Origin of the sequence: Pseudomonas sp. BT76 TE3572, from assembly GCF_050435365.1 — a bacterium.
GTDB lineage: Bacteria > Pseudomonadota > Gammaproteobacteria > Pseudomonadales > Pseudomonadaceae > Aquipseudomonas > Aquipseudomonas fluorescens_W.
In genome coordinates this window covers 3,410,239-3,434,970 of sequence record NZ_JBNDKE010000001.1, presented here as the reverse complement: position 1 = coordinate 3,434,970, position 24,732 = coordinate 3,410,239, and the positions used below count along the sequence as shown (strand labels likewise).

28 protein-coding genes and 1 pseudogene are annotated in these 24,732 nt (G+C 59.5%); 10 read left to right on the top strand and 19 right to left on the bottom strand.

Annotation, left to right across the window (positions count from 1 at the left end; all coding sequences use genetic code 11):
• Positions 1-76: 76 nt before the first annotated feature.
• Genes ABH912_RS15715 through ABH912_RS15705 form a run of 3 tightly spaced genes read right to left on the bottom strand, consistent with a single transcriptional unit; the run spans position 77 to position 3,484 of the window.
• Entirely contained in the window at positions 77-985 is a 909-nt protein-coding gene (locus ABH912_RS15715) for an acyltransferase (RefSeq protein WP_429511086.1), read from the bottom strand.
• Complete coding sequence (pta, locus tag ABH912_RS15710; protein ID WP_033057951.1) at positions 986-3,085, bottom strand: phosphate acetyltransferase; 2,100 nt, start codon at positions 3,083-3,085, stop codon at positions 986-988. It abuts the gene before it with no gap.
• 60 nt (positions 3,086-3,145) lie between these two features.
• On the bottom strand, positions 3,146-3,484 hold the full coding sequence (locus tag ABH912_RS15705) for a DUF3565 domain-containing protein (protein WP_033058229.1): 339 nt from the start codon (positions 3,482-3,484) through the stop codon (positions 3,146-3,148).
• Between ABH912_RS15705 and ABH912_RS15700 the strand changes: the two genes are divergently transcribed.
• From ABH912_RS15700 to ABH912_RS15690, 3 genes are all read left to right on the top strand, one after another.
• Entirely contained in the window at positions 3,453-3,938 is a 486-nt protein-coding gene (locus ABH912_RS15700; protein ID WP_007901600.1) for an FKBP-type peptidyl-prolyl cis-trans isomerase, read from the top strand. The genes ABH912_RS15705 and ABH912_RS15700 overlap by 32 nt on opposite strands.
• Positions 3,939-4,061: 123 nt before the next feature.
• Positions 4,062-4,544: a glutathione peroxidase gene (locus tag ABH912_RS15695; protein ID WP_033057948.1), complete on the top strand. Its 483-nt coding sequence runs from the start codon at positions 4,062-4,064 to the stop codon at positions 4,542-4,544.
• A 156-nt stretch (positions 4,545-4,700) separates the two neighbouring features.
• Positions 4,701-5,804 carry an NADH:flavin oxidoreductase gene (locus ABH912_RS15690; protein ID WP_429511084.1) on the top strand — a complete coding sequence of 368 codons (1,104 nt, stop codon included), beginning with the start codon at positions 4,701-4,703 and terminating at the stop codon, positions 5,802-5,804.
• Here ABH912_RS15690 and ABH912_RS15685 read toward each other — a convergent pair.
• Positions 5,773-6,996, bottom strand: a complete 1,224-nt coding sequence (locus tag ABH912_RS15685; protein ID WP_429511083.1) for a glycosyltransferase family 4 protein — start codon at positions 6,994-6,996, stop codon at positions 5,773-5,775. The two genes, ABH912_RS15690 and ABH912_RS15685, sit on opposite strands and share 32 nt — an antisense overlap.
• A gap of 40 nt (positions 6,997-7,036) precedes the next feature.
• Complete coding sequence (gene cysZ / locus ABH912_RS15680; protein WP_429511082.1) at positions 7,037-7,789, bottom strand: sulfate transporter CysZ; 753 nt, start codon at positions 7,787-7,789, stop codon at positions 7,037-7,039.
• Between the two features lie 316 nt (positions 7,790-8,105).
• Here cysZ and trxB point away from each other — a divergent pair, with 316 nt between their 5' ends.
• Positions 8,106-9,062 carry a thioredoxin-disulfide reductase gene (gene trxB / locus ABH912_RS15675; protein WP_033057935.1) on the top strand — a complete coding sequence of 319 codons (957 nt, stop codon included), beginning with the start codon at positions 8,106-8,108 and terminating at the stop codon, positions 9,060-9,062.
• Positions 9,063-9,259: 197 nt separating this feature from the next.
• Here the strand turns inward: trxB and ABH912_RS15670 are convergent, their stop codons facing one another.
• From ABH912_RS15670 to ABH912_RS15620, 11 genes and pseudogenes are all read right to left on the bottom strand, one after another.
• Positions 9,260-10,543 carry an NAD(P)/FAD-dependent oxidoreductase gene (locus ABH912_RS15670; RefSeq protein WP_429511081.1) on the bottom strand — a complete coding sequence of 428 codons (1,284 nt, stop codon included), beginning with the start codon at positions 10,541-10,543 and terminating at the stop codon, positions 9,260-9,262.
• A 66-nt stretch (positions 10,544-10,609) separates the two neighbouring features.
• On the bottom strand, positions 10,610-11,443 hold the full coding sequence (locus ABH912_RS15665; protein ID WP_429511080.1) for a transporter substrate-binding domain-containing protein: 834 nt from the start codon (positions 11,441-11,443) through the stop codon (positions 10,610-10,612).
• 46 nt (positions 11,444-11,489) lie between these two features.
• A complete protein-coding gene (locus ABH912_RS15660) occupies positions 11,490-12,281 on the bottom strand; it encodes an amino acid ABC transporter ATP-binding protein (protein WP_429511079.1) in 792 nt (263 codons plus the stop codon).
• A 6-nt stretch (positions 12,282-12,287) separates the two neighbouring features.
• A pseudogene (locus ABH912_RS15655) lies at positions 12,288-13,264 on the bottom strand (amino acid ABC transporter permease).
• Positions 13,265-13,392: 128 nt separating this feature from the next.
• Positions 13,393-14,643, bottom strand: coding sequence for a 2-aminoadipate transaminase (locus tag ABH912_RS15650; protein ID WP_429511078.1), 1,251 nt, complete (start codon positions 14,641-14,643; stop codon positions 13,393-13,395).
• A gap of 219 nt (positions 14,644-14,862) precedes the next feature.
• Positions 14,863-15,201: a HopJ type III effector protein gene (locus ABH912_RS15645; protein WP_033057919.1), complete on the bottom strand. Its 339-nt coding sequence runs from the start codon at positions 15,199-15,201 to the stop codon at positions 14,863-14,865.
• Positions 15,194-15,490 carry a DUF1244 domain-containing protein gene (locus tag ABH912_RS15640; protein WP_008026968.1) on the bottom strand — a complete coding sequence of 99 codons (297 nt, stop codon included), beginning with the start codon at positions 15,488-15,490 and terminating at the stop codon, positions 15,194-15,196. Before ABH912_RS15640 ends, ABH912_RS15645 begins: the two co-directional genes overlap by 8 nt.
• 67 nt (positions 15,491-15,557) lie before the next feature.
• Positions 15,558-15,929 carry a dihydroneopterin triphosphate 2'-epimerase gene (gene folX / locus ABH912_RS15635; RefSeq protein ID WP_033057916.1) on the bottom strand — a complete coding sequence of 124 codons (372 nt, stop codon included), beginning with the start codon at positions 15,927-15,929 and terminating at the stop codon, positions 15,558-15,560.
• Between the two features lie 2 nt (positions 15,930-15,931).
• Complete coding sequence (gene folE, locus ABH912_RS15630) at positions 15,932-16,492, bottom strand: GTP cyclohydrolase I FolE (RefSeq protein WP_033057913.1); 561 nt, start codon at positions 16,490-16,492, stop codon at positions 15,932-15,934.
• A gap of 22 nt (positions 16,493-16,514) precedes the next feature.
• A complete protein-coding gene (gene folM / locus ABH912_RS15625) occupies positions 16,515-17,225 on the bottom strand; it encodes a dihydromonapterin reductase (RefSeq protein WP_033057910.1) in 711 nt (236 codons plus the stop codon).
• Between the two features lie 72 nt (positions 17,226-17,297).
• Positions 17,298-17,867 (bottom strand): antibiotic biosynthesis monooxygenase, encoded by a 570-nt coding sequence (locus ABH912_RS15620; RefSeq protein WP_033057908.1) that lies wholly within the window; start codon positions 17,865-17,867, stop codon positions 17,298-17,300.
• 210 nt (positions 17,868-18,077) lie between these two features.
• Between ABH912_RS15620 and ABH912_RS15615 the strand changes: the two genes are divergently transcribed.
• Complete coding sequence (locus ABH912_RS15615; protein ID WP_033057906.1) at positions 18,078-19,037, top strand: MerR family transcriptional regulator; 960 nt, start codon at positions 18,078-18,080, stop codon at positions 19,035-19,037.
• A 1-nt stretch (position 19,038) separates the two neighbouring features.
• Here the strand turns inward: ABH912_RS15615 and ABH912_RS15610 are convergent, their stop codons facing one another.
• Complete coding sequence (locus tag ABH912_RS15610) at positions 19,039-19,644, bottom strand: hypothetical protein (RefSeq protein WP_033057904.1); 606 nt, start codon at positions 19,642-19,644, stop codon at positions 19,039-19,041.
• 54 nt (positions 19,645-19,698) lie between these two features.
• Complete coding sequence (locus ABH912_RS15605) at positions 19,699-20,175, bottom strand: PAS domain-containing protein (protein ID WP_033057901.1); 477 nt, start codon at positions 20,173-20,175, stop codon at positions 19,699-19,701.
• Between the two features lie 154 nt (positions 20,176-20,329).
• Between ABH912_RS15605 and ABH912_RS15600 the strand changes: the two genes are divergently transcribed.
• Complete coding sequence (locus ABH912_RS15600; RefSeq protein ID WP_033057898.1) at positions 20,330-20,785, top strand: flavodoxin; 456 nt, start codon at positions 20,330-20,332, stop codon at positions 20,783-20,785.
• On the opposite strand, the gene ABH912_RS15595 is transcribed toward ABH912_RS15600, so the two are convergent.
• A complete protein-coding gene (locus tag ABH912_RS15595; protein ID WP_033057896.1) occupies positions 20,766-21,662 on the bottom strand; it encodes a LysR family transcriptional regulator in 897 nt (298 codons plus the stop codon). The two genes, ABH912_RS15600 and ABH912_RS15595, sit on opposite strands and share 20 nt — an antisense overlap.
• A 96-nt stretch (positions 21,663-21,758) precedes the next feature.
• Between ABH912_RS15595 and ABH912_RS15590 the strand changes: the two genes are divergently transcribed.
• The 4 genes from ABH912_RS15590 (at position 21,759) to ABH912_RS15575 (ending at position 24,653) form a co-directional block, all read left to right on the top strand.
• The gene (locus ABH912_RS15590) at positions 21,759-22,145 is read left to right on the top strand and encodes a CidA/LrgA family protein (RefSeq protein WP_429511077.1); all 387 of its coding nucleotides are present in this window, start codon (positions 21,759-21,761) and stop codon (positions 22,143-22,145) included.
• Positions 22,135-22,821 (top strand): LrgB family protein, encoded by a 687-nt coding sequence (locus ABH912_RS15585; protein WP_033057889.1) that lies wholly within the window; start codon positions 22,135-22,137, stop codon positions 22,819-22,821. The genes ABH912_RS15590 and ABH912_RS15585 overlap by 11 nt, the downstream gene beginning before the upstream one ends.
• A gap of 147 nt (positions 22,822-22,968) precedes the next feature.
• Complete coding sequence (locus ABH912_RS15580; RefSeq protein WP_429511076.1) at positions 22,969-23,751, top strand: class II aldolase/adducin family protein; 783 nt, start codon at positions 22,969-22,971, stop codon at positions 23,749-23,751.
• Positions 23,751-24,653, top strand: a complete 903-nt coding sequence (locus ABH912_RS15575) for an alpha/beta fold hydrolase (protein ID WP_429511075.1) — start codon at positions 23,751-23,753, stop codon at positions 24,651-24,653. Before ABH912_RS15580 ends, ABH912_RS15575 begins: the two co-directional genes overlap by 1 nt.
• The last annotated feature ends 79 nt before the right edge of the window (positions 24,654-24,732 follow it).

Sequence of the window (24,732 nt, the reverse complement as noted above, 5' to 3'; positions counted from 1 at the left end):
GCGATAGCTGTGGATCAGTCGACATAAACTCTGAATGTACGACCGCTATCGCGAGCAGGCTCACTCCTACAGGGGATCAGCGCTTGCCTGGGTATTCGCGGTGCATCTGTGCAAGCAACGCGTCCTTGTCGTCCCACAACTGATTGATCCAGCCCTGAAACTGCAGTCGATACTCGCCGTCCTGGTCGTAGTTCTTGCCGATGAACTGCGGCGGAATCTTCAGCTCCTGAAAGTGCACCACCACGTCCTTCACGTTCCCGCAGAGCAAATCCCAGTAACCGGGACGGCCGGCCGGATAATGAATGGTCACGTTGACGATGGCTTCCAGCTGCTCACCCATGGCATCCAGCACAAATGCAATGCCGCCAGCCTTCGGTTTGAGCAAGTGGCGGAACGGCGATTTCTGCTGGGCATGCTTGCCTTCGGTGAAACGCGTGCCTTCGACGAAGTTGAAAATCCCCACCGGGTTATGGCGGAACTTGTCGCAGGTCTTGCGGGTGGTTTCCAGGTCTTTGCCTTTCTTCTCCGGGTGCTTCTCCAGGTAGGCCTTGGAGTAGCGCTTCATGAACGGAAAGCCGAGCGCCCACCACGCCAGACCAATCACCGGCACCCAGATCAGTTCCTGTTTGAGGAAGAACTTCAGCGGGCGAATCTTCCGGTTCAGCACGTACTGCAACACCATGATGTCGACCCAGCTCTGGTGGTTGCTGGTGATCAAATACGAGTGCTGATAGTCCAGGCCTTCCAGGCCGCTGAGCGTCCAGCGGGTGTGCCCGAGCAAGTCCATCCACGCTTTGTTGTTGCTGATCCAGGCTTCGTGGATGTGGCCCATCAGCCAATCGGTAAAACGCTGGGCGGAGGGGAAGGGCAGTATCAGTTTGAAAATCGCCACAATGAACAGCGGTGTGCAGCAGGCAATCGTGTTCAGCGCCAACAGCAGCGAGGCAATCACGCCTCGCAGCGGTGCAGGTAGGGAATCCAGCATTTAAAGATCCAAAGGTCGGTTGGCAGCTTGAATCGCGGTCAACGCGATGGTGTACACGATGTCGTCGACTTGCGCGCCGCGCGGCAGGTCGTTTACCGGTTTGCGCAGGCCTTGCAGCATCGGCCCGAGGCTGACGCAGTCGGCGCTGCGCTGCACGGCTTTGTGGGTGGTGTTGCCGGTGTTCAGGTCGGGGAACACGAACACGGTGGCGCGACCGGCCACCAGGCTGTTCGGCGCCAATTGCCGGGCAACGGTTTCATTGGCAGCGGCGTCGTACTGCAATGGGCCGTCAATCAACAGCGCGTTTTGTTGCTCGTGGGCGAGCAATGTCGCTTCGCGTACCTTCTCGACTTCTTCGCCGCTGGCCGATTCACCGCTGGAGTAGCTGATCATCGCCACGCGCGGGGTGATGCCGAAGGCGGCTGCCGAGTCGGCGCTTTGCAGCGCGATCTCGGCCAGTTCGCTGGCGCTCGGGTGCGGGTTCATCACGCAGTCGCCGTAGACCAGCACTTCCTCGGGGAAGAGCATGAAGAACACTGACGACACCAGCGTGCAGCCCGGCGCGGTCTTGATCAGTTGCAGGGCCGGGCGGATGGTGTTGGCGGTGGAGTGAATGACCCCGGACACCAATCCGTCGACCTCATCCAGCGCCAGCATCATGGTGCCGATCACCACGGTGTCTTCCAGTTGCTGCTCGGCCATCGGCGCGTTGAGGCTTTTGCTTTTGCGCAGGGCGACCATCGGCTCGACGTAGCGCTCGCGAATCAGGTCCGGGTCGAGGATTTCCAGCCCCGGCGGCAGCTCGATGCCTTGGGCGCGGGCCACGGCTTCGACGTCTGCCGGTTTCGCCAGCAACACGCAACGGGCAATGCCACGCGCCTGACAGATGGCTGCGGCTTGCACGGTCAGCGGCTCGCTGCCTTCGGGCAGGACGATGCGTTTGTTGGCAGCCTGGGCGCGCTGGATCAATTGATAACGGAACACGGCGGGCGACAGGCGCATTTCCCGTGGCGTGCCGCAGCGTTGGTGCAGCCACTTGGCGTCGAGGTGGCTGGCAACGAAATCGGTGATGATCTCCGCGCGCTCGCGGTCGTCGATCGGGATTTCCTTGTTCAAACCGTTCAACTGGTTGGCGGTGTCGTAGGAGCCGGTGCTCACCGACAACACCGGCAGGCCCGCCTGCAACGCGCCACGGCAGAGGTCCATGATGCGCGGGTCGGGCAGGGTGTCGCTGGTCAGCAACAGGCCGGCCAGCGGCACGCCATTCATGGCGGCGAGGCTGACGGCGAGGATGATGTCGTCGCGATCACCGGGCGTCACCACCAACACACCAGGCTTGAGCAGCTCCACGGTGTTGCGCATGGTGCGGGCGCAGATGATGATTTTGGTCATGCGCCGGGTCTCGTAATCACCGGCATTGAGAATTTGCGCGCCCATCAGATCGGCGACGTCACGAGTGCGCGGGGCGTTCAATTCCGGCTGGAACGGGATGCAACCCAGCAGACGGAAATCGCCACTGCGCAGCAATGGTGAGTGTTCCTTCAAACGCGAAGCGAAAGCCTCCATGCTTTCATCGGTTTTGACCTTGTTGAGGATCACGCCGAGGACTTTCGGGTCTTTCGGACCGCCGAACAATTGCGCCTGCAATTCCACTCGGCCGGACAGCTCGGTCAACACCTCGTTTTCCGGTGCCGAGACCAGGATCACTTCGGCGTCGAGGCTTTTCGCCAAATGCAGATTGACCCGTGCGGCGTAACTGGCGCTGCGGGTCGGGACCATGCCTTCGACGATCAGCACGTCTTTGCCGACAGCGGCCTGCTGGTAGAGGGTGATGATTTCTTCGAGCAGCTCATCCAGCTGGCCGTCGCCGAGCATGCGCTCGACGTGCGCCAGACCGAGCGGCTGAGGCGGTTTCAAACCGTGAGTGCGCGCCACCAGTTCAGTGGACCGTTCAGGGCCGGTGTCGCCCGGATGCGGCTGGGCAATCGGTTTGAAAAAGCCGACCTTGAGGCCGGCCCGCTCTAGAGTACGCACCAGCCCGAGGCTGATGGAGGTCAGACCCACACCAAAATCGGTGGGTGCGATAAAAAAAGTTTGCATGCGGATTCTCTAAAGGTGCATGGCAATGGTGACGACCTATGCCTGGCCGTTTACCGAAATTCAGTCGCCAAGGTTATCGCTAACCGAGCCCTGTGCGCACCAACCGCAATCAAAGGGCTGGCCTATTTTTTCAATACGTTGCGCGGGGTCCAGGACCCAGGCGCGCGATTGCCACGGTGGCTGGTGCCGCAGGTGCTGGGTGTGACCGCAGGAAAGCTCGGCCACCCAGTGCCCGTCCTCATCCTGATGGAAGCCTGTGACCGTTGAGCCTTTCGCCGTCACCCGTCTGTCCGGGTTGTGTTCGCTTTCGGGCGATTGCTTCGCTAAACTTGGCCATTCTTCATTCTTATGCAAAAGGTCTCGCCCCATGCTGATCGCCGCCAATAAGGCTGTCTCCATCGACTATACCCTGACCAACGACGCTGGTGAGGTCATCGACAGCTCCGCCGGCGGCGCGCCGCTGGTCTACCTGCAAGGCGCAGGTAACATCATTCCGGGCCTGGAAAAGGCTCTGGAAGGCAAAGCAGTCGGTGACGAACTGACTGTCGCCGTAGAACCTGAAGATGCCTACGGCGAATACGCTGCCGAACTGGTCAGCACGCTGAGCCGCAGCATGTTCGAAGGCGTCGACGAGCTGGAAGTGGGCATGCAGTTCCACGCATCCGCTCCGGATGGCCAAATGCAGATCGTCACCATTCGCGATCTGGACGGCGACGATGTCACCGTTGACGGCAACCACCCGTTGGCCGGTCAGCGCCTGAATTTCCAGGTCAAGATCATCGACATCCGTGATGCCAGCCAGGAAGAAATCGCTCATGGTCACGTCCATGGCGAAGGTGGCCATCACCACTGATTTTCTGCGCTAAGCTCAGAGAACTGGAGAGGCGCCCGAGGGGCGCCTTTTTAGTCCGCGGCTGTCCTTGGTGGCACCGCCAAGTGGCTGTTTCGAGAAGATCACGGGAATTTGGAGTTCGTCATGAGTGCTTTTCACGACCTTAAATTGACAGCCCTGGATGGTCAGGAGCTACCGCTGGCGCCGTTCAAGGGGCGTGTCGTGCTGGTGGTCAACGTTGCCTCCAAATGCGGCTTGACCCCACAGTACGCAGCGCTGGAAAACCTTTACCAGCAATACAAGGACAAAGGTTTCAGCGTACTCGGCCTGCCGTGCAACCAGTTTGCCGGGCAGGAACCGGGTACCGAGCAAGAGATCCAGGATTTCTGCAGCCTCAACTATGGCGTGACCTTTCCGTTGTCCAGCAAGCTGGAAGTCAACGGTCACGATCGTCATCAGCTGTACCGTCTGCTGGCGGGCGAAGGTGCTGAATTCCCGGGCGACATTACCTGGAACTTCGAAAAATTCCTGCTGGGCAAGGATGGTCGCGTGCTGGCGCGGTTTTCGCCGCGCACGGCGCCGGATGATCCGACTGTCGTTCATGCGATCGAAAAAGCCCTGAGCTGAACCCAAAAAATCGCAGCCACCGAGCTGCGATTTTTTATGCCTGCCTTTTGAACCTTAATCACCGCAATCAATAGTGCTGTGCATCGCTTGTCGCTCCGCATATTATCGCCGTCATAAAACCTCTGTCCCGTCGATACCGTTTCCGTGGAGCGTCCCATGCCCGTCAAAGCCCTGTTCAAACCGTTCCACCTCGGCACCCTCGAACTGCCGACCCGCGTCGTCATGGCGCCGATGACCCGCTCGTTTTCGCCGGGTGGCGTTCCCAATTCCAAAGTGATCGAGTACTACCGTCGTCGCGCCGCCGCAGGCGTTGGCTTGATCATCACCGAAGGCACCACCGTCGGCCACCAGGCTTCCAACGGCTACCCGAACGTCCCGCATTTCTATGGTGAAGCAGCGCTGGCCGGCTGGAAAAAAGTGGTCGATGCGGTTCATGCTGAAGGCGGCAAGATCGTTCCGCAGCTGTGGCATGTCGGCAGCGTGCGCCGCATCGGCACCGAGCCGGACGCCAGCGTGCCGGGTTACGGTCCGTCGGAGAAATTGAAGGACGGTCAGGTCGTGGTGCACGGCATGACCCAGCAAGATATCCAGGACGTGATCGCCGCGTTTGCCCAGGCCGCCAAAGATGCCCAGAGCATCGGCATGGACGGCGTGGAAATTCACGGAGCCCACGGCTACCTCGTGGACCAGTTCTTCTGGGAAGGCAGCAACCAGCGCACTGACGAATACGGCGGCAGCCTGGCCAACCGTTCGCGTTTCGCCATTGAACTGATCCAGGCGGTGCGTGCAGCGGTCGGCGAAGGCTTCCCGATTATTTTCCGTTTCTCTCAATGGAAGCAGCAGGATTACACCGCGCGTCTGGTGCAAACCCCGGAGGCTCTGGGTGAATTCCTCAAGCCGTTGTCCGACGCTGGCGTGGATATTTTCCACTGTTCGACGCGCCGTTTCTGGGAGCCAGAGTTCGACGGTTCCGAGCTGAACCTGGCCGGCTGGACCCGTAAGCTCACTGGCAAACCGACCATCACCGTGGGCAGTGTCGGCCTGGATGGCGAATTCCTGCAGTTCATGGTCAACACCGACAAGATCGCGGAGCCGGCCAGCCTGGAAAAACTGCTGGAGCGTTTGAACAATGATGAGTTCGATCTGGTGGCGGTAGGTCGTGCGCTGCTGGTGGACCCGGACTGGGCGCAGAAGGTGCGTGACGGCCGTGAAGAAGACATCCTGCCGTTCAGCCGTGAGGCGTTGATGACCCTGGTTTAAGCCGAGGTTCAATGCCTGAGGCACGCGGGGTCTGACAAGCCCCGCGCAACTGCCCTTCAAACTGCTCGATAATCGCTGCCCATCCTTGGCGACTCGCATGCTGACGCGCATTAAGCCGCACGCAACGCAAGGTTTCGCGCTCCTCCAACAACCAACACGCCGCATCGCAGAATGCTTCCTCATCCCCCGGCATCGCCAGCACACCGTTGTAGCCATGGCGAATATGTTGAGCCGCTGCCGCTTGATCGTAGGCCACCACACCCAGTCCCGAGGCCAGCGCCTCAAGCACGACATTGCCGAAGGTTTCGGTCAGGCTTGGAAACAGAAACACATCGCCCGACGCGTAGTGACTGGCCAAGGCTTCACCGCGTTGTGAACCACAGAACATCGCCTCGGGCAGTTCTGCCTCAAGTGCCGCTCGTTGCGGGCCGTCGCCAATCACAATCAACCGGATTTTGCGCTGTGGATAAGTGGCTTTCAGTGCGTCGAAGCAGCGCTTGAGCAGGCCCAGATTTTTCTCCTGTGCCAGACGTCCTACGTGGATGAGAGCGATGTCGTCGTTACCCAACCCCCAGCTCTCACGCAGGGCGTTAATCCGCTTGGTCGGGTGAAACAACTGGCTGTCGACCCCACGCGACAGCAACGCCAGGCGCTCGAAGTGTCGGCGCTCCAGTTCCATTCTTTGACTCACGCTCGGCACCAGGGTCAGCGTCGAACGATTGTGAAACCAGCGCAGGTAGTGGGTCAGCAATCGCGTCAGCAGTCCAAGCCCATACTGACTGGAGTACTGCTGGAAATTGGTATGGAAGCCGCTGACCACGGAAATCCCCAAGCGCCGCGCCGCGCGCAACGCGGACAATCCCAGCGGTCCTTCCGTGGCGATATACAGCACGTCCGGTCGATGACGTTTCCAGCGTCGCAGCAGCTTGTGCATCGACGACTGGCCCCATTGCAAGCCGGGATAACCCGGCAGCGGCCAGCCCCGGCACAGCAACAAGGCATCGTCGCTGCCCAACTGCTGATCGCAACCCTGACGCGGTCGCACCAATTCCACCTGATGCCCGCGCGCGCGCAAGCCGTCGCATAAGCGGCCGAGGGTATTGGCCACTCCGTTGATTTCGGGAGGGAAGGTTTCGGTGATCAGAGTGATATGCAGAGCTGTCGTCATGACCTCAGTGTCGGCTGAGGCCATGTCGTCAGTGTGACGCTGGGATGATGAATTTGTGACCGGATCAGCGCTGGGCTACCAGGTTTTCCGCGCCGCGTTCACGCACCCAGAACAGGGTCGCACCCGCCACGGCGGCCGGCATCATCAGGATGTTGACCACCGGAATCAGCAGCACCAGATAAACACTGCCGCCGAAACTCATGCTCTGCCAGCGCTTCTCGCGCAGCCAGGCGATCATCTCGTTCCAGCCGAGTTTGTGGTTGTCCGCCGGGTAGTCGATGTACTGGATCGCCATCATCCACACCCCGAACAGCAGCCACAGAGGCGCCGCGATGATGTTAACCACCGGAATGAACGAGAGGATGAACAACCCGATGGCACGCGGCAGGAAGTAGCCGAGCTTGCGCATTTCCCGGGCCAGGGTGCGGGGGATCATGGCGATCAGCTCGCCCCAGCTGAAGGACGGGAAGTCATCGGTGCCGCGCACCACGACTTCGACTTTTTCCGCGAGGAAGCCGTTGAAGGGTGCAGCGATGACGTTGGCCAGCATGGTGAAGGTGAAGAACACCATCAACACCACCAGCACCACGAACAACGGCCAGAGCACATAACTGAGAAAACTCAGCCAGTCGGGCAGGGACGGCATCAACGTATCGACCCACAGGCTGAATTGATGGCTGGCCAGGTAGATCAATCCGACGAACAGCACCAGGTTGATCATCAGCGGCAACAGCACAAACAAACGCAGGCTTGGGCTCAGGACCAGCTTGAGGCCTTCGCGCAGGTATTGCGGGCCGGACAGAACAGGGGCGGGCATAACGTGCTCCGAGCAAAGGGGAAACGCGCCGACCTTACCGGCTTTGTCTGACAGGTGAAAGCGCGGTAGCAGCATCGACATTAACTGTAACAAAGGCGTCTATGCATCGTTCGCGATGGGATAGAGACCGCCTATGAGCTGGATTGTTAAACCGTATTTCCTTAATCTTCGCCCCCTCGATACGCTGCACCCCATACTTTTTACAGGACTGTCGAGCTCAAGCCTTCCCCAAGTGCTTTCAACGGTCCTTTTTTATTCCCGCCGGCAACCCGGCGTTCCGTGCCAGATATTTCGGGCCGGTCAACAGGAGCAGGTCATGTCTGAAGTCCGTCATTCGCGAGTGATTATTCTCGGTTCCGGCCCTGCCGGTTACAGCGCCGCGGTCTATGCCGCCCGTGCCAACCTCAAGCCACTGCTGATCACCGGCATGCAAGCCGGCGGTCAACTGACCACCACCACCGAAGTCGATAACTGGCCTGGCGACGTCCACGGCCTGACCGGCCCGGCGCTGATGGACCGCATGAAAGAGCACGCCGAGCGCTTTGAAACCGAAATCGTCTTCGATCACATCAATGCCGTGGACTTCGCTGCCAAGCCGTACACCCTGACCGGCGACAGCGCGACCTACACCTGCGATGCCCTGATCATCGCCACCGGTGCCAGCGCGCGTTACCTGGGCCTGCCGTCGGAAGAAGCGTTCATGGGCAAAGGCGTTTCGGCCTGCGCGACCTGCGACGGTTTCTTCTACCGCAACAAGCCAGTGGCTGTCGTCGGTGGCGGCAACACCGCTGTTGAAGAGGCGCTGTACCTGGCCAACATCGCCAGCAAGGTGACCTTGATCCACCGTCGCGAAACCTTCCGCGCCGAGAAGATCCTGATCGACAAGCTGAATGCCCGGGTTGCCGAAGGCAAAATCGAGCTGAAGCTGAACTCGACGCTGGACGAAGTCCTGGGCGACAACATGGGCGTGACCGGTGCCCGTCTGAAGAACAACGACGGCAGCTTCGATGAGCTGACAGTCGACGGCGTGTTCATCGCCATCGGCCACACCCCGAACACTTCGCTGTTCGAAGGTCAGCTGACGTTGAAAGACGGCTACCTGGTTGTGCAGGGCGGCCGTGACGGCAACGCCACTGCCACCAGCCTCGAAGGTATCTTTGCTGCCGGTGACGTGGCCGACCACGTTTACCGTCAGGCCATCACTTCGGCCGGCGCTGGCTGCATGGCGGCACTGGACGCCGAGCGCTACCTCGACGACCTGCAGAACGCTTGATTCTGATTCTGTAGAAACTAAGAAACCGGCTTCGGCCGGTTTTTTTGTGCTTGCGATTTATTGCCTGATCACAAACCTCTGTGGGAGCGAGCCTGCTCGCGAAAGCGGTGTATCAGTCGACATCAATGTTGAATGATAAATTGCTTTCGCGAGCAGGCTCGCTCCTACAGGGTTGTTGTGTTGGCCAAAAAAATCGATCAACCGCGAAACCGTTCCTGGACGAAGTCCATCACCTTCAACGATTGATAGATGGCATTAGCGGCAACCCGTCCAAACGGTCCTCCATTCCAGTCCAGCAGGTACGGTTTGAACAGCTGATAACGCGCACTTTCCCCGCACACCGCTTCGGCGATGACCCTGCCGCCAATCGAGCCAGTGTTCAAGCCATGGCCACCAAACGAGGTGCAGGCCCAGACGCCCGGTTCCAGCAATCCCAGGTTGGGCATCTTATTGGTGGAGTAACCCATCAGGCCGGACCAGGCCAATTCGATTTTGACCGGGGCCAGTTGTGGGTAGACCGATACCATGTCGGCCTTGAGCATGGCGGCGAGGGCCTTTTCGTTCTGTTCGTTGCGGGTGGTGATGCGTCCGCCCCAGAGCAGGCGGTCGCCTTCGACCACGCGGTAGTAGTCCGAGGCGCGGCGGTCGTCGGAGAACGCGGCGCCGGAGTCGAGGACGTTTTTGATCGAGTCGCCCAGGTGCTCGGTCAGCACCACATAGGTTGCGATGGGCAGGTAGGCGCGGCTGAGCTTTTGCAACTCCGGGCCGCCGTAACCCCCGGCGCAAAACACCAGGTCTTGGCAGCGCACGCTGCCGTGAGCGGTCTGGACGATTTTGTCGGCCCCTTCACGACGCCAGGCGAGCATTTTTGAGTGTTCGAAAATCTGCCCTCCGGCCGCTTCGATGGCGAGGGTCAGGCCCAGGCAATAATTCAACGGATGAAAATGCAGGGCGTTCGGGTCTTCGACACCCTGGAAATAACGCAGGGTGTGCGCCCGTTCCCGCACCTGAACGGTGTCGAGGAAGTTGAGTTCGTAACCGAAGTCACGGCGCATGGAGTCGATGTGGTTTTTCACGCCAGCGCTGTCGTCGTAGCGCTTGACCCGGATCGTGCCGGCAGACGGTACGCAGCCGCTCAGGGCCAGTTCGTTGATGTTGCGGCGGACAATCTCCACGCCTTCGACTGACATCTGGAACAGCGCCTTGGCGTGTTCCAGCCCCAGTTTCTTGCGGATCGCTCCCGACCCTTCAGCCCAGCCCGGCGAGACCACGCCGCCGTTGCGGCCGGACGCGCCCCAGGCGACTTGCTGGGCTTCGAGGATGATCACGCGTTTGCCGCGCCGGGTCAGTTCCAGGGCAGCAGTAAGGCCCGCGATCCCTGCGCCGATGATGCAGACGTCGCAAGTTTGGTCAGTGTTCAGTTCGGTCCTGGCCGCGCGGGGCAGCGAGGTTTGGGAATACCAGGTGTTGGGGAAGGACATGGTCGATCCTTGGGAAATGCCAGATCAAGTGTGGGAGCGGGCTTGCTCCCACAGGGAGGGCGGTGGTTATTTGATGGTCGAGTAGTCCACGCCGTACCACTTGTCCGACAGCTTGGTCAGCGTGCCGTCCTTGTGCATCTGGCCGATGATTTCACTCAATTTGGCGTTCAGCTGCGCGTCCCCCTTGTCGGTGGCAACGGCCAGCGGTTCGTAAAACACCACATTGGTGTCGACGGCGCGTAGCGGATAACCCTTCTTGACGGCGGCATCCAGCGTGCTGCGTTGCGTGAGGATGGCATCCAGTCGGGTACCGTCGCCCAGGCGCAGATCGTCCAGCGGTCCGACGGAGCCGGCGTAGGTCTTCATTTTTTCGGTTTTCACGTCGTAGACCACGGGTGGCACGTCAGTGGTTTCGATCGCCAGCGCCTGACTGAAATAGTCCTCGGACGTCGTGCCGCCTTCGACGCCGATGGTTTTGCCATTCAGCGCTTTGTGATCGGTGACCGTGGATTTGTTGTGCACCGCGAATACGTAGGGCACGTAGTAATAAGTCCCGGGGAAATCGAGAATCCGCGCACGACTTTTCGTCGCGGTCATCGACCCGACAGACACGTCCCAGCGCCCGTTCCACTTGCCGGCGGTGATCACATCCCAGTCGGGGGTGATGAATTTGGCTTCGACGCCGAGACGCTTGGCGATCTCCTTGGACACGTCGATATCAAAACCGTCGATTTGATTCTTGTCGTTGATGAATCCTTGCGGGGGCCAGGTCGCCGAGGTGGCGACGGTCAACGTCTTGCTGCTCTCGATCTTGTCCAGCACGGCTCCGGCGTTCGCAGCGCCGACGAACAACAGTGACAAGGCAGCTGCGAGGGTGATTGCGGGTTTTTTACTGAGCATGTCCATCTCCACTTCTCGTTATTGTTATGCGGGGGTAAAGCGCTTCTCAGTGACCGATGATCTGCGACAGGAATTTCTGCGCGCGTTCGGTCTTCGGGTTGTTGAAAAACTCGGAAGGGGTGGCTTGTTCGATGACCTGGCCCTGGTCCATGAACAGCACGCGGTCGGCGACCTTGCTGGCAAAACCCATCTCGTGGGTCACGCAAATCATGGTCATGCCGTCGGTGGCCAGTTCGCCCATCACGTCCAGCACTTCGTGGACCATTTCCGGGTCCAGCGCCGAGGTCGGTTCATCGAACAGCATCACTTTGGGGTTCATGCACAGCGCCCGGGCAATCGCCACGCGCTGCTGTTGGCCACCTGACAGTTGTGACGGGTATTTGTGCGCGTGCTCGGCAATCCGCACACGTTCCAGGTAAACCTGCGCGCGTTTCTTCGCCTCGGCAGATGACACGCCCTGCACCAGTTGCGGGGCCAACGTCAGGTTGTCCATCACGCTCAAGTGCGGGAACAGGTTGAAACTCTGGAACACCATGCCGATTTCACTGCGCACGGCGCTGACACTTTCCGCTTCGCTGGTGAGGGATATGCCGTTGACCTGAATGTGGCCTTGCTGGAAATTTTCCAGATGGTTGATGCAGCGAATCATCGTCGACTTGCCCGAGCCCGACGGCCCGCACACTACGAGGATTTCGCCGGTGGCGACGTTCAGGTCGACGTCGCGCAGTGCGTGAAAATTGCCGTACCACTTGTTCAGGCCGGAGATGGAAATCATCGAAGGACCGACCTGCGCAGCAGGCGCCAGGTCGAGTTGCTCAGCGGTATTGGTTCGAGTCATCACGCATCAACCCCTTGCCACGGATCGGTTGACCCGTTTTTCGATTCGCGCCTGCACCCGTTCCAGAATGAATGACAGGGCCCAGTAAATCATCGCGGCGGTGATCAGCATTTCCAGGTGGCGGAAGTCCGCGCGACCCTGGGTCTTGGCCAGGTACATCAGTTCCCAGACGCCGATCACCCCGACACCAGCGAACTGTCCTTGAGCATGGCGATGAACTGGTTGCCGGTCGGTGGAATGATCACGCGCAAGGCCTGCGGCATGATGACCCGGCTCAGGGTTTTGAACGGGCTGATGTTCAATGCCCGGGAAGCTTCCCACTGGCCGACCGGGATGCTCTGGATGCCCGCACGGAAAATTTCAGTCATGTAGGCGCCGTAACACAGCGACAACGCGAGGATGCCCGCCGGCACCGCATCGACCACGTAGCCCAGTTGCGGCAGGCCGAGATAAATCAGGTAGATCTGGATCAACAGCGGAACGCCGCGAAAGAACGAGGTGTAGAACGAGGCGAGGGCATTGGCCAGGCCGTTGTTCGACAGCTTGGCCACCGCGCCGATCAGTGCCAGCACAAAGGCAAGCACAATGGCGATGGCGGAGATGTACAACGTGGTAGCGGCACCCTGAATGATCAGGAAGCCAATCTTGTCGAGGATGAAGCTGTAGGAGAGGTCGAAGGTGTCGAAGAACGCCAGGAACAGGATCAGCAGCTCGATCCACACCACGGTGGTCTGCACCTTGAACTTCAAGCGTCCCAGGACATGGAAGTTCAGCGTTCCGAGTGCGGCGATGCCCAGGCCGATGGCGATGTTGCGAGCGGTAAGGCTGTCTGGAGCATTGCCCAGCAGCGGTTGCAGAAAATGGCTGAGGGCGCTGTTGCCCAGGTTCATCAGGTAGGAGCCGAGGAACAACACCACGGCTACGCCGAGCAGGAACTGAGGATCGTTGGACTTTTTCTTATAAATTATATTGTCGTGATACATGTCTGCCTCAGCTTGTAGGTGGTGATGTTCTCGCTAGGTAAAAGGGTCTTTGGTCAGTATTGCGACGACGATTCCGGGACAACAAGCGAACATAATTCGCTACGTCAGTCCCGGAACTCACGTTGCTGTCAGGACAGTTTCGCCAGGCACGTCTCGAGGATATCCAGCCCTTCCTCCAGCACCGCCGCTTCGGTGGTCAACGGGGCCAGCAGTCGAATGATGTGGCGCGACTTGCCGCTGGGCATCAGCAGCAAACCGGCGTCTCGTGCCAGTGCCAGCAGCTGCGTCAATTGCGCCGAGGCCGGTGTGCCGTCGGCATTGGTCAGCTCGATGCCGCGCATCGCGCCAACGCCGGTCAAGCGGCCCAGAAACGGGGAAGGCTTGTTGGCGCACCAGGCCTCGTAGCGGCTGACGATGGCTTCTTCCTGTTGCGAGCCCCAGGCGTGCAGGTTCGCATCGGTCATCTCGTCCAGGGTTGCCAGTGCTGCGGCGCAGGCAATCGGGTTGCCCGAATAGGTGCCGCCCAGTCCGCCCTTGGGCAAGGTGTCGAGCAGCGACTTGCGCCCGACCACCGCACCCAGCGGCACACCGCCGGCGATGCTTTTGCCCAGCAGGATCAGGTCCGGCTCAATGCCCAGTCGCGAAAATGCAAAGCGCTGGCCGGTGCGACCGAAGCCGGACTGGATTTCATCAGCGATCAGCAGGATGTTTTTTTCGTCACAGAAACGACGTAGCGCCTGGGCGAACTCCACGTCCATTGCCAGGAAGCCCGCTTCGCCCTGCACCGGTTCGACGATGAAACACGCCACGTCTTCGACATCGATTTCGACGCTGAACAGCCGGTCCATGGCTTTCAGGGCCTCGGCGCAGGTCACGCCGTTGTCCTTGCTCGGGTATGGCAAGTGAAACACCGGACCGGGCAGCACACCGACCTTCTGTTTGTAAGGCGCGACTTTGCCGTTGAGGTTGAGTGTGGCGAGGGTGCGGCCATGGAAGGCGCCGTCGAAGGCGATGACGGCCGTGCGACCGGTGGCGCCACGGACGATCTTCAGGGCGTTTTCCGCCGCTTCTGCGCCGCTGTTGGTGAGCATGCCACTGACAGCGTAGTCCACAGGAATGAACGCCGTCAGGCGATCCATCAGTTCGAGGTAAGGCACATGCGGGGCGGCGTTGAACGCGTAGTGCGTCAGTCGGGTGGCTTGTTCGCGAATGGCCTCGACGATGCGTGGATTGCAATGGCCGAGGTTGAGTACACCGATGCCGCCGACGAAGTCGATGTAGCGTTTGCCATCGGTGTCCCAGACCTCGGCATTTTTGCCGTGGCTGAGCGTGACGGGATGAACGATGTTGATCGACTGGCTGATGGTTTCGCTGCTCATGGATGACCGACTCTGAAGAAGGGATGCTTCTTTTTATCTAAGCCGTGAGCAGCGGTGCCCGGCAAACGAAATAAAGTTGCCGGGTCAATCTTAAAAGTCGGGATGTACGGTGAAATCGCAAAAGATCGCAGCCTCGTTTCACTCGACAGCTGCTACAGGGAAATACGATCTCTGCAGCAGCTGTCGAGTGAAACGAGGCTGCGATCTTTTGATGTTGAATCAGCGACGGGTCAGGGGTTGCTGCGAGAACTTCACACCGGCCAATCCATGAGCAATCAACGCACGGATATTGCCGTGATCGCTGCCCTCAGGCGTCGCCACCACCGAGCGGTAATGCTCGCCGAACGCCAGCAGCGCTTCTTCATCGCTCAAGCCTTCCAGCAGCGCCAGACCCAGGGTCTTGCACGAGCCTTCGTTCTGCCCAGCGGCGTTTTCCACACCGCCATTGTTGAAAGCCTGCGGCTGATAGTCGTAGCCGGCGGCGATGAAGGCCAGGGTGTCGGCAAAAACGTGTTCGCCGCTCTTGAGGCTGGCGCGCAGGGTGTTCAAATCACTCATTGGGTTTTCCTTTGGCGAACGCCGCTTGTTGTTCGGCGCTGGCTTCTTGCTGGTATTGGGCTTTCCACTCTGCGTACGGCATGCCGTAAACCACTTCGCGGGCGTCATCGAGGCTGACCTCGATCTGGCGTTCGTCGGCAGCGGCCTTGTACCACTTGGACAAGCAGTTGCGGCAGAAACCGGAGAGGTTCATCAGGTCGATGTTCTGCACATCCTTGCGGCTGTCCAGGTGGGCGACCAGCCGGCGAAAGGCGGCGGCTTCGAGTTCCAGGCGTTGTTGATCGGTCATGGCGGGCTCTGTGCAATCAAATCGTGCGCGGATGATAAAAGTCTGACGAACAATGCGCCAGACGCGGTCAGCGGCTCGCGGCCAGGGTAATCGACACCGACTCGGCGAATCGCAGGGCGTGGGGCTTGTCGACTTCGACCTCGGCGTACAACACCGACTCGTTGACCATGACCAGATCGAGAATTTCCTGGGTCAGGCGTTCGAGCAGGGCGAAGCGATTGCCTTCCACGTGGGCGATGATCGCCTTGGTGATGGTGCGGTAGTTCAGCGCGTGATCGATGTCGTTGTCACGCACCGCTTCCTGAGCGGCATACAGGATGGTCAGGTTGATCAGCACATCCTGCTTGTTGAGGATTTCATCCTCGTTGATCCCGATGAAGGTCCGCAGGCGCAGGTCCTTGACCCGGATGCGTGCCGTTCCTGGTTGAAGTTGTGGCATTGCTACTTGCTCCGTCCAATCAATTGCAGGAACTCCTGGCGGGTGTTGCTCGACTCGCGGAAGGCGCCGAGCATCACCGAGGTGTTCATGGTCGAATTCTGTTTCTCGACGCCGCGCATCATCATGCACATGTGCTTGGCTTCGATGACCACCGCGACGCCCGCCGCACCGGTCACTTGCTGCACCGCGTCGGCGATTTGCCGGGTGAGGTTTTCCTGGATTTGCAGGCGACGGGCGAACATGTCCACCAGTCGTGCAATCTTCGACAGGCCCAGCACCTTGCCCGTTGGAATATAAGCCACATGCGCCTTGCCGATGAAGGGCAGCATGTGATGTTCGCAGAGCGAGTACAGCTCGATGTTGTCGACGATGATCATTTCATCGTTGTCGGAAGCGAAGAGCGCGCCGTTGACGATCTCTTCGACACTTTGCTCATAACCATGGCAGAGGTACTGCATGGCTTTTGCCGCGCGAACCGGGGTGTCTTGCAAACCCTCGCGGTCGGGGTTTTCACCGAGGCCGATGAGGATATCGCGATAGCTCTGGGACAGGGATAACGTCATGGAACATCCTCGCGGGGGCCGCTTATTTGATGTGCCGTCCGCCGTTGACGGTCAGGGTCGTGCCGGTGACATAAGGGTTGTCGAGCAAATAACGCAGGCTCTGGTAGATCACTTCGCAGCCGGGTTCGATACCCAGCGCGGACTTGGCCAGTGCCTTGGCGCGGTACGCCGCGTCGTCGTCGGGATTGAACATTAGCAGGGCTGGCGCGATACCGTTGACCTTGATTGTCGGCGCGTATTTCGCGGCGAAGGACAGGGTGAGGCTGTCGAGCCCGGCTTTGCTGGCGCAGTAGCCAATGTGTTTGCTGCTGCCCCTGCGGGTCACGTCGTCGCTGATGTGCACGATGTCGGCGGGGCTTGAGCGTTGCAGCAAGTCGACACAATGCAGATTGATCAGGTAGGGCGCCAGCATGTGGACGTTGAACATGCGGGTGAAGGCTGCGGCGTCGGTGTCCGGGGTTTCGGCCAGCCATTCGGAGGCGTTATGGACAATCGCCCGCAGGCTGTCGGTGTGGTTTTTCAGTTCGCTGATGAACGCGAAGATTCCGGCTTCCGTGGAGAAGTCGGCAAACACCGCGGTCGCCCCCAGGTCGCGCAGAACTTGCACGCCGGGGCGTTCGCTGCGGTAGCTGAAGATCACCGGCTGGCCATCCTCGAGCAAACGCTGCGCACAGTGCAGGCCGACACGTTGGCCGGCACCGGTGATGAGGATTGGGGCTACGAAAGAGGTCATGAACGGCTCGCGTCGCGGTAAGAGCAAAACTATACCAGCGACGAGAGGCGTACACCTATTGTGGCAGCAGGCCTAGCGATTCTGCGTTGAAGGCTCGGCGGGCAACGGCCGTTGCGGCGTGGTGTTCAGCCAGCTGGCCAGCAGGCGGGTCGACAGCGGAATGAAGAAGTAGACCATCAGCGGGGTCAGGCACAAGGTGCTGATGAACACCCGACTCAGCAGCCCCATGTCGTTCAGCAACGGCCCGAGGACAACGTTGAACAGCAGGGAAACCGGAAAGAATGCCAACCAGATCGCCACGGCCTGTTTCCAGCGTGGTGGGCGCTGGCCGGCCGCGCCGAACCAGCCTTCGATGCCACTGACACGATGTTCCATTGGATGGGCAAACAAGTCACTGCCGCGTGCCAGCCATGCGGTGCGCGAGACGGAATGCTCCCAGGCGTGCAAAGTCTGCTCGTCGGCAAAGCGGAAAATAATCTGGAATTCGTCATCGTCGGGCGGCGGAGCGAGCACGCCAGAACCGAGGTAGCCGGGAAAATCGGTGGCCAGTTGTTCGCCTTCGTGCAACCAGGCGATCAGGTCTTGATAACGCCCATCGGCGACGCGGCGCGCAACCATCAGCGTGACGGGTGAGGTAGACATTGTGTATCTCCATATGACAATCGCGTCGCTCCGGATAGGAGTTTCGCCAGGCGCAGCGCCGGGTAGTGGGCTGCGTCTTGGAACAAGCAAGGATTATTCCTGATTCTGTCGGGTGCGTCTGTGATATTCGTCGCCATCAACGTCTTGAAGGGTATGGGGGCAGGGGGGGTAGAATGGGATCCAATTTATACATGGACGTAGAATTATCAAATGCCTGTCCTGACTGACGCTCTCCCTGGATTGCAACCCGGTCTTCCACTCGAGCAGGAAGAACTGTTTCCGATACGCGAAGTGGCGCGCCTGACCGGGGTCAACCCGGTCACGCTACGTGCATGGGAACGCCGCTATGGGCTGATACAGCCCGCGCGCACCGACAGTGGGCACAGACTGTATTCGATGACCGATATCGGTCGTGTCCGCAGCATCCTTGGCTGGATCGAACGCGGCGTTGCTGTCAGTAAAGTCGGCAAGATCCTGGCCAGGATTGCACCGCTTCAGGCGCTGTCGCACATCATCCCGAATGAGCTCGTGCAAGCGGACTACACGCAATGGCAGCAACAAGTTCAGGTGGTGGTGAATGCCTTTGACGAGGTTCAACTGGAGCAGGTCTATGGACAGATCTTTTCCAGTTATCCGCTGACGGTCGTGTTTCAGGACATTTTGCTTCCACTCTGGAAGAAATTGCAGCAGCGCCATGAAGCATTCGGCCAGGCCAGCGAGCGGCTTTTCCTGGATGGCTTTCTGCGCTCCCGAGTGTTGCAACGCCTGCTGCTGGTGCGTGTCCTGCAGCCACGACGGGTGATTGTCTGCGCCCTCAACGATCAGTGTCGTGAACTCGAAGTGCTGATAACCGCGCTGTTTCTGAGCAGTGTCGATTCGGCTATTCAAGTGTTGGCTATCGGTCAGCCATTCGACGAGTTGGCCCTGGTCTGCGAACGGATCAAGCCCCAGGCGCTGGTGCTGGTTTCCAATCACGCGCCTGCGTCCGAATTGCCACGGCGATTGAAGCGCCTGGCCTTGAGTCTGGATTGTCAGTTGATGCTGGCGGGGGATGCGTCCGATCTGGTGCAGGAAAGCCTGGCTGGATCGTCGATTGGATGTCTGGGTAACGAAGGATTGGTCATGCGTCAGCGTTTGAAACAGTTCCTGACAGGCAACCTGGACACTTGAATCAGAGATGCATGGCCGGATGCGTCAGCCGATGCTGTTGAAGGATGTACTGGCGCAGACGCTCGGTTTCGTCCTTGTCATCCTGATTCAACTGATAGGCAAAGAAGCCGCTCCCGGTTTCTTTCTCGAAGGTGCCGCGCAACGCGATGCGCTCATAGCCTGACGGGCTGAACCACAAGGCGAAATGTTTGGGCGGTTTGGTCTTGTTGCGAACTTCCAGCAAAACCCCTTTGAACGACACTTCGTGCACCCACATCGTACCGGGCTGGCCATTGGCATTCTCCAGCGCTACCGGTTCTTCGAGTACCAGGCGCCATGGCCGGATCATCGGTCCGTCTTCGTAGATGCTGGGGACGCCGAGGCGTAAATGCAGCGCATGAAACTCGTCTTCCACCAAGTGCAGCGGGAAGGTCATTTGCTGATTTTCGAAATTGGCCTGGATGGTGACTTGCTCATGAGCGGCAAGGCGCGTGAGCAGGTCACGGATCTGCGAACCACCATTGACGAGCAGGCTCGACGTCGCATCCCGCATATTGAGTTGCGGGTTGTGTTGCATTGTCTGGATAAAATCCAGCTCATCCTGGGTCAGGAGTGCGTCGCGTTGCATGATCAGCTCGACAGAAAAAGTTACAAAGTCACTGGTGATTGTAGTTAATGACAATCAATTCTTTGTTTTGTTTTCGCCGTTCGTCGCTTTTAGTGCGGCAAGCTCGGCCTGGACCTCGGCCAATTGCGCCTCCAACTGTGCGACTCGCTGCTGCGCCTTGACCTGAACAGTGACGTCTTTCTGCACGCCGATGAAATAAGTCTGTCCGTCATCCGGATTTTTCACCGTCGAAAGGGACAGCTCGTTCCAGAACGGCGTGCCGTCCTTGCGATAATTCCTGAGGATTTCCCGGCAGGAACCGCCGCTGCTCAAGGCCTCGCGAATCAACGGGAGCGCTTCCTGGTCGCGGTCCCCGGACTGAAGGAAGCGGCAATCCTGGTAGAGGATTTCTTCGCTGGTGTAACCCGTCAGGCGTTCGAATGCCGGGTTGACGTAAATCAGGATGTTGTCCTGCTCGCCCTCCTTTTCGGCAATCACGATGCCGTCGTTGGAAGCGTTGATCACCATTTGCAGCAGTTGGGCGTTAATCATCGGAGAGTCCTTTCCAATTTGATAGTGAGATGCATTCTAAAAGAACATTGAAAACTTTCTACTGGTCATCCGCGTTAATTGAGAGTCAATCGCGGCTTTTTTGCCACGGCTGTTAATATCCCCCGTCTTTTTACTCAGCTTCAGGATCAGATTGATGAAAGTCGCCATCCTTTCCGGCTCGGTGTACGGCACGGCTGAAGAAGTCGCCCGCCACGCCGCTAATATGTTGAAAACCGCAGGTTTCGAAACCTTTCACAACCCGCGTGCGAGCCTCGCCGATGTTCAGGCCTTTGGCCCCGAAGCCTTCCTGGCGGTGACCTCGACCACCGGCATGGGCGAGTTGCCGGACAACCTGCAACCGTTGTATTTCGCCATTCGCGACCAGTTGCCTGCGGCCTGGCGTGGCTTGCCGGGCGCCGTAATTGGTCTGGGCGATGCGAGCTACGGCGACACGTTTTGCGGCGGCGGTGAGTTGATGCGCGAATTGTTCGGCGAACTGGGCCTGCGCGAAGTCCTGCCCATGCTGCGCCTGGACGCCAGCGAAAGCGTGACGCCGGAAACCGACGCCGAGCCTTGGCTGGCGGAACTGGTCAGCGCTCTGCAGGGCTGACCGGTCGTTCGCGCAACAAGGCGAGCCAGGCTTGCGCGGCTTTTGACAAGTACGCGCCCTGACGCCAGATGAAGGCAATATCCCAACGCAGATAGCTCGGTGCGTTCAAGGCCAGGCGCACCACACCTGGCCGCACCAGCCCGCGTGCCACCACGCGCGGCAACAGCACCACACCTTGGCCAGCAGCCACCAGCGCTGCAAGAAAGTCAGCCTGACCGCTGCGACCGCCTTCCTTCGGCGTAAACCCCAGCTGCTGGCAGGCTTGCAGCAAACGGTCATTGAGTACGAAGCTGCGCTGATACAGCAAGAAGGGCGTGTCGGCCAATTCCTCCAGCCCAATCACAGTCTTCGACGCCAGTGGATGATCGGCCGGCAGCAGGGCGTCCAGCGGTTCATCGCAGAAAGGCTGGAAGGCGAATTGCGGGTCCTTCGTCAACAGGCCGCCACCGAGTTCCAGCTCTCCACTCAAAACGGCCTGTTCGATGTTCAGGCTGCCGCCCTCAAGCAATTGAATGCTGATGTTCGGGTAGCGTCGCCGGTACTCGGCGAACAGTCCAGCGAACAGCGCGTCGCTGCCCAGTAGCGGCAAACCCAGACGCAATTCCCCGCGGGCCAGTTGGCTCAAGTCATCCAGCTCACTGAGTAGTTCGTTGCGCAGCCGCAGCATGCCTTCGGCCCGTTGCAGGACCACGCTGCCGGCGGCGGTCAGGCGCAGCTGCGAACCCTGCCGTTCGAGCAACGCAGTACCCAGGCTCTGTTCCAGCTGAGCGACCTGTTTGCTCACCGCCGATTGACTGATGTGCAAGGTCTTGGCGGCTTGAGTAAAACCACCCTGATGTATGACCTCGACGAAGCTGCGTAGCTGTTTGAATTCCATCTGCCTGATTCCATTTTGGAATGGCTTCGAGTCTAACAATTCGCTTCGGGTATAGCAGCCCGCTCCGTAAAATGAGCACCTGTGAGGACCGAAGACATGAACGCATCAACCTTGAAAAGCTTGGCTCGACTGGCGACCGAATTAGCCGTGCTGCTGGCCATCTACCTGCTCGGGTGCCAGATGGCCGTGTGCTTTGCCTGGCCGATTCCCGGTGGTGTCATCGGCATGGTGCTGTTGCTGCTGGCGTTCGCTTTGGGTGTGGTCAAACCGGCAGCGCTGCAAATGGGCGCCGGCCTGTTGATGGCCGAGATGCTGTTGTTCTTCATTCCGGCGCTCATGAGCCTGCTCGATTACGGCGGCCTGTTGCGCAGCGACGGTTGGCGAATTCTGCTGGTGATCGGCGTCAGCACGCTGATGGTGATGCTGGTGACCGCCTTTACCGTGGAACTGGTGGTGCGGTTGAGGAGGTCTCGTGAAGCTTGAGCTGATGCCGATGTTCTGGCTGGCCTTCACGCTGCTGGCCTATCTGTTCAGTCGCTGGATCTACCGGCGCACCGGGCGCTATGTGTTGTCGCCACTGATTCTGGTTCCAGCCTTGCTGTTGGCGCTCGCTGTGCCGCTGCACACCGCGTATGCCGAATACTCGAGCAACACCCATTGGCTGATGCTGGTGCTGGGGCCGGTTACCGTCGCTTTTGCAGTGCCGATCTGGCAGCAGCGGCAGATGCTGATGCGGCATTGGTCGGCGTTGTTGCTGGGGATGCTGGCGGGCAGCGCGGCGTCTATCGGCAGTTCGTTCGGGCTGGCCAAAGCGCTGGCGCTGGACAGTTCGGTGACGATGTCGCTGGTGCCGCGTTCGATCACCACGCCTTTTGCCATGCCACTGGCTCATGACCTGGGCGGCGTACCGGAACTGACGGCGGTGTTTGTGATGTTCACCGGGGTGTTCGGGGCGATGCTCGGCGGCATTTTGCTCAAGTGGTTGCCCTTGCGCAGTGCCTTGGCTCGAGGGGCATTGTTTGGTGTCGGCGCGCACGGTGCCGGGGTCAGTCGAGCACATGAAGTGGGAGGTGAAGAGGGCTCGGTGGCGGGGTTAGTCATGGTTCTGACGGGGCTGCTGAATCTGTTCGCTGCACCCTTGTTGGCGGCAGTACTTTGACATGGATCCACGTTCGTTCGCGTACTGACTCGTTAGGCCATCAAGCTGGCTGCCAATGCAACTACACGATCGCCAGGGCGTGACTAGACTGCTGTAACGTCGGTAAACAATAGAAACCCCAAGAATAAAAATTAGAGGTTCCTTGCCGTGTACGTAGCCCCCGTCCAATCGCCACACAGTGTCAAAGACCAGGTCAGCGCCGCCGAGTGGCAGACCCGAGTCGATCTTGCCGCCTGCTATCGTCTGGTCGCCCTGCATGGCTGGGATGACCTGATTTTTACCCACATCTCGGCCAAGGTCCCCGGTACCGAAGACTTTCTGATCAACCCGTTCGGGATGATGTTCCACGAGATTACCGCGTCCAGCCTGGTCAAGGTCGATCAGGCCGGGAACAAACTGATGGACAGCCCTTACGAGATCAACCCGGCCGGTTACACCATCCACAGCGCGGTGCACGAGGTTCGTCACGATGTCGTCTGCGTGCTGCACACCCACACCGCTGCCGGTGTCGCAGTGTCGGCGCAGAAACAAGGCATTTTGCCGATCAGCCAGCAATCATTGTTTGTCCTGTCCAGCCTGGCTTATCACGCCTACGAAGGTGTTGCGCTTAACCATGAAGAGAAGGCGCGACTGCAAGCCGACCTCGGCGAAAACAATTTCCTGATGCTGCACAACCACGGTCTGCTGACCTGCGGCGCGACCATCGCCGACACGTTCCTGATGATGTTTACCTTCCAGCGCGCCTGCGATATCCAGGTGCTGGCGCAGAACGGTGGCGCCGAGTTGATCGCCATCGAACCGCAGATTCTGGCAGGCGCCAAGGCAATGATCGCCGGCGTCACCAAAAGTGCTCAAGGGATGGGCGGCGCACTGGCCTGGCCAGCGCTGCTGCGTAAACTCGATAAACAAGACGCGGGTTATAAACTCTAATGGCACTTGCCGAGATCCCCCTGTGTGTCTGGCGCAAACGCGGCCAGTCGTTCGTATTCCGTGGCCAGACCATTCGTTACTGGACGGCCGGGCAGGGTGAGCCACTGTTGCTCATTCATGGCTTCCCGACCGCCAGTTGGGACTGGCATTTCCTCTGGCAGCCGCTGACTCAGCGCTATCGGGTGATTGCCTGCGACATGCTCGGCTTTGGTGACTCAGCCAAACCGGTGAATCATGAATACAGCCTGCTGGAGCAGGCCGATCTGCAACAGGCTTTGCTGGCACACCTGAAGGTCGAGCAGCCGGTGCACCTGTTGGCCCACGATTATGGCGACAGCGTGGCTCAGGAACTGGTGGCCCGGCATTACGAAGCGCGCATCCATATCGCCAGTTGTGTGTTCCTCAATGGCGGCCTCTTTCCCGAAACCCATCGTCCGATACTGATGCAAAAACTCCTGCTCAGCCCCTTGGGCTGGATGATCGGGCGCGCCTTTTCCCGTGAGGGTCTGGTGAAGAGTTTCCGACAGATCTTCGGTCCGCAAAGTAGTCCCTCCGAGAGCGAGATGGATGATTTCTGGAGCTTGATCGAGAGCAATCAAGGGCCACGGATCATGCACAAATTGATCGCCTACATCCCTGAACGGCGTGCCCAGCGCGAACGTTGGGTCAGCGCGATGCAGCGGGGTGAAGTGCAGTTGCGGGTGATCGATGGGGAGGTCGATCCGATCTCCGGCGCGCACATGGTCGAGCGCTATCGGGAACTGATCCCGAACCCGGACACGGTGTTGTTGCCCGGTATTGGCCACTACCCGCAAACCGAGGCGCCAGGGCAGGTGCTCAAGCACTATCTGGAGTTTCGCGATCAGTTGGTTTCACCGCCGCGCAAGGTCGCCTGTTCCTGATTATCCCTCTGCCTTATTGCGCACCATTCAGCGTCACCTCAGTTCATTGTGACCCGCATCGCCGTGCCTGACACTCGGA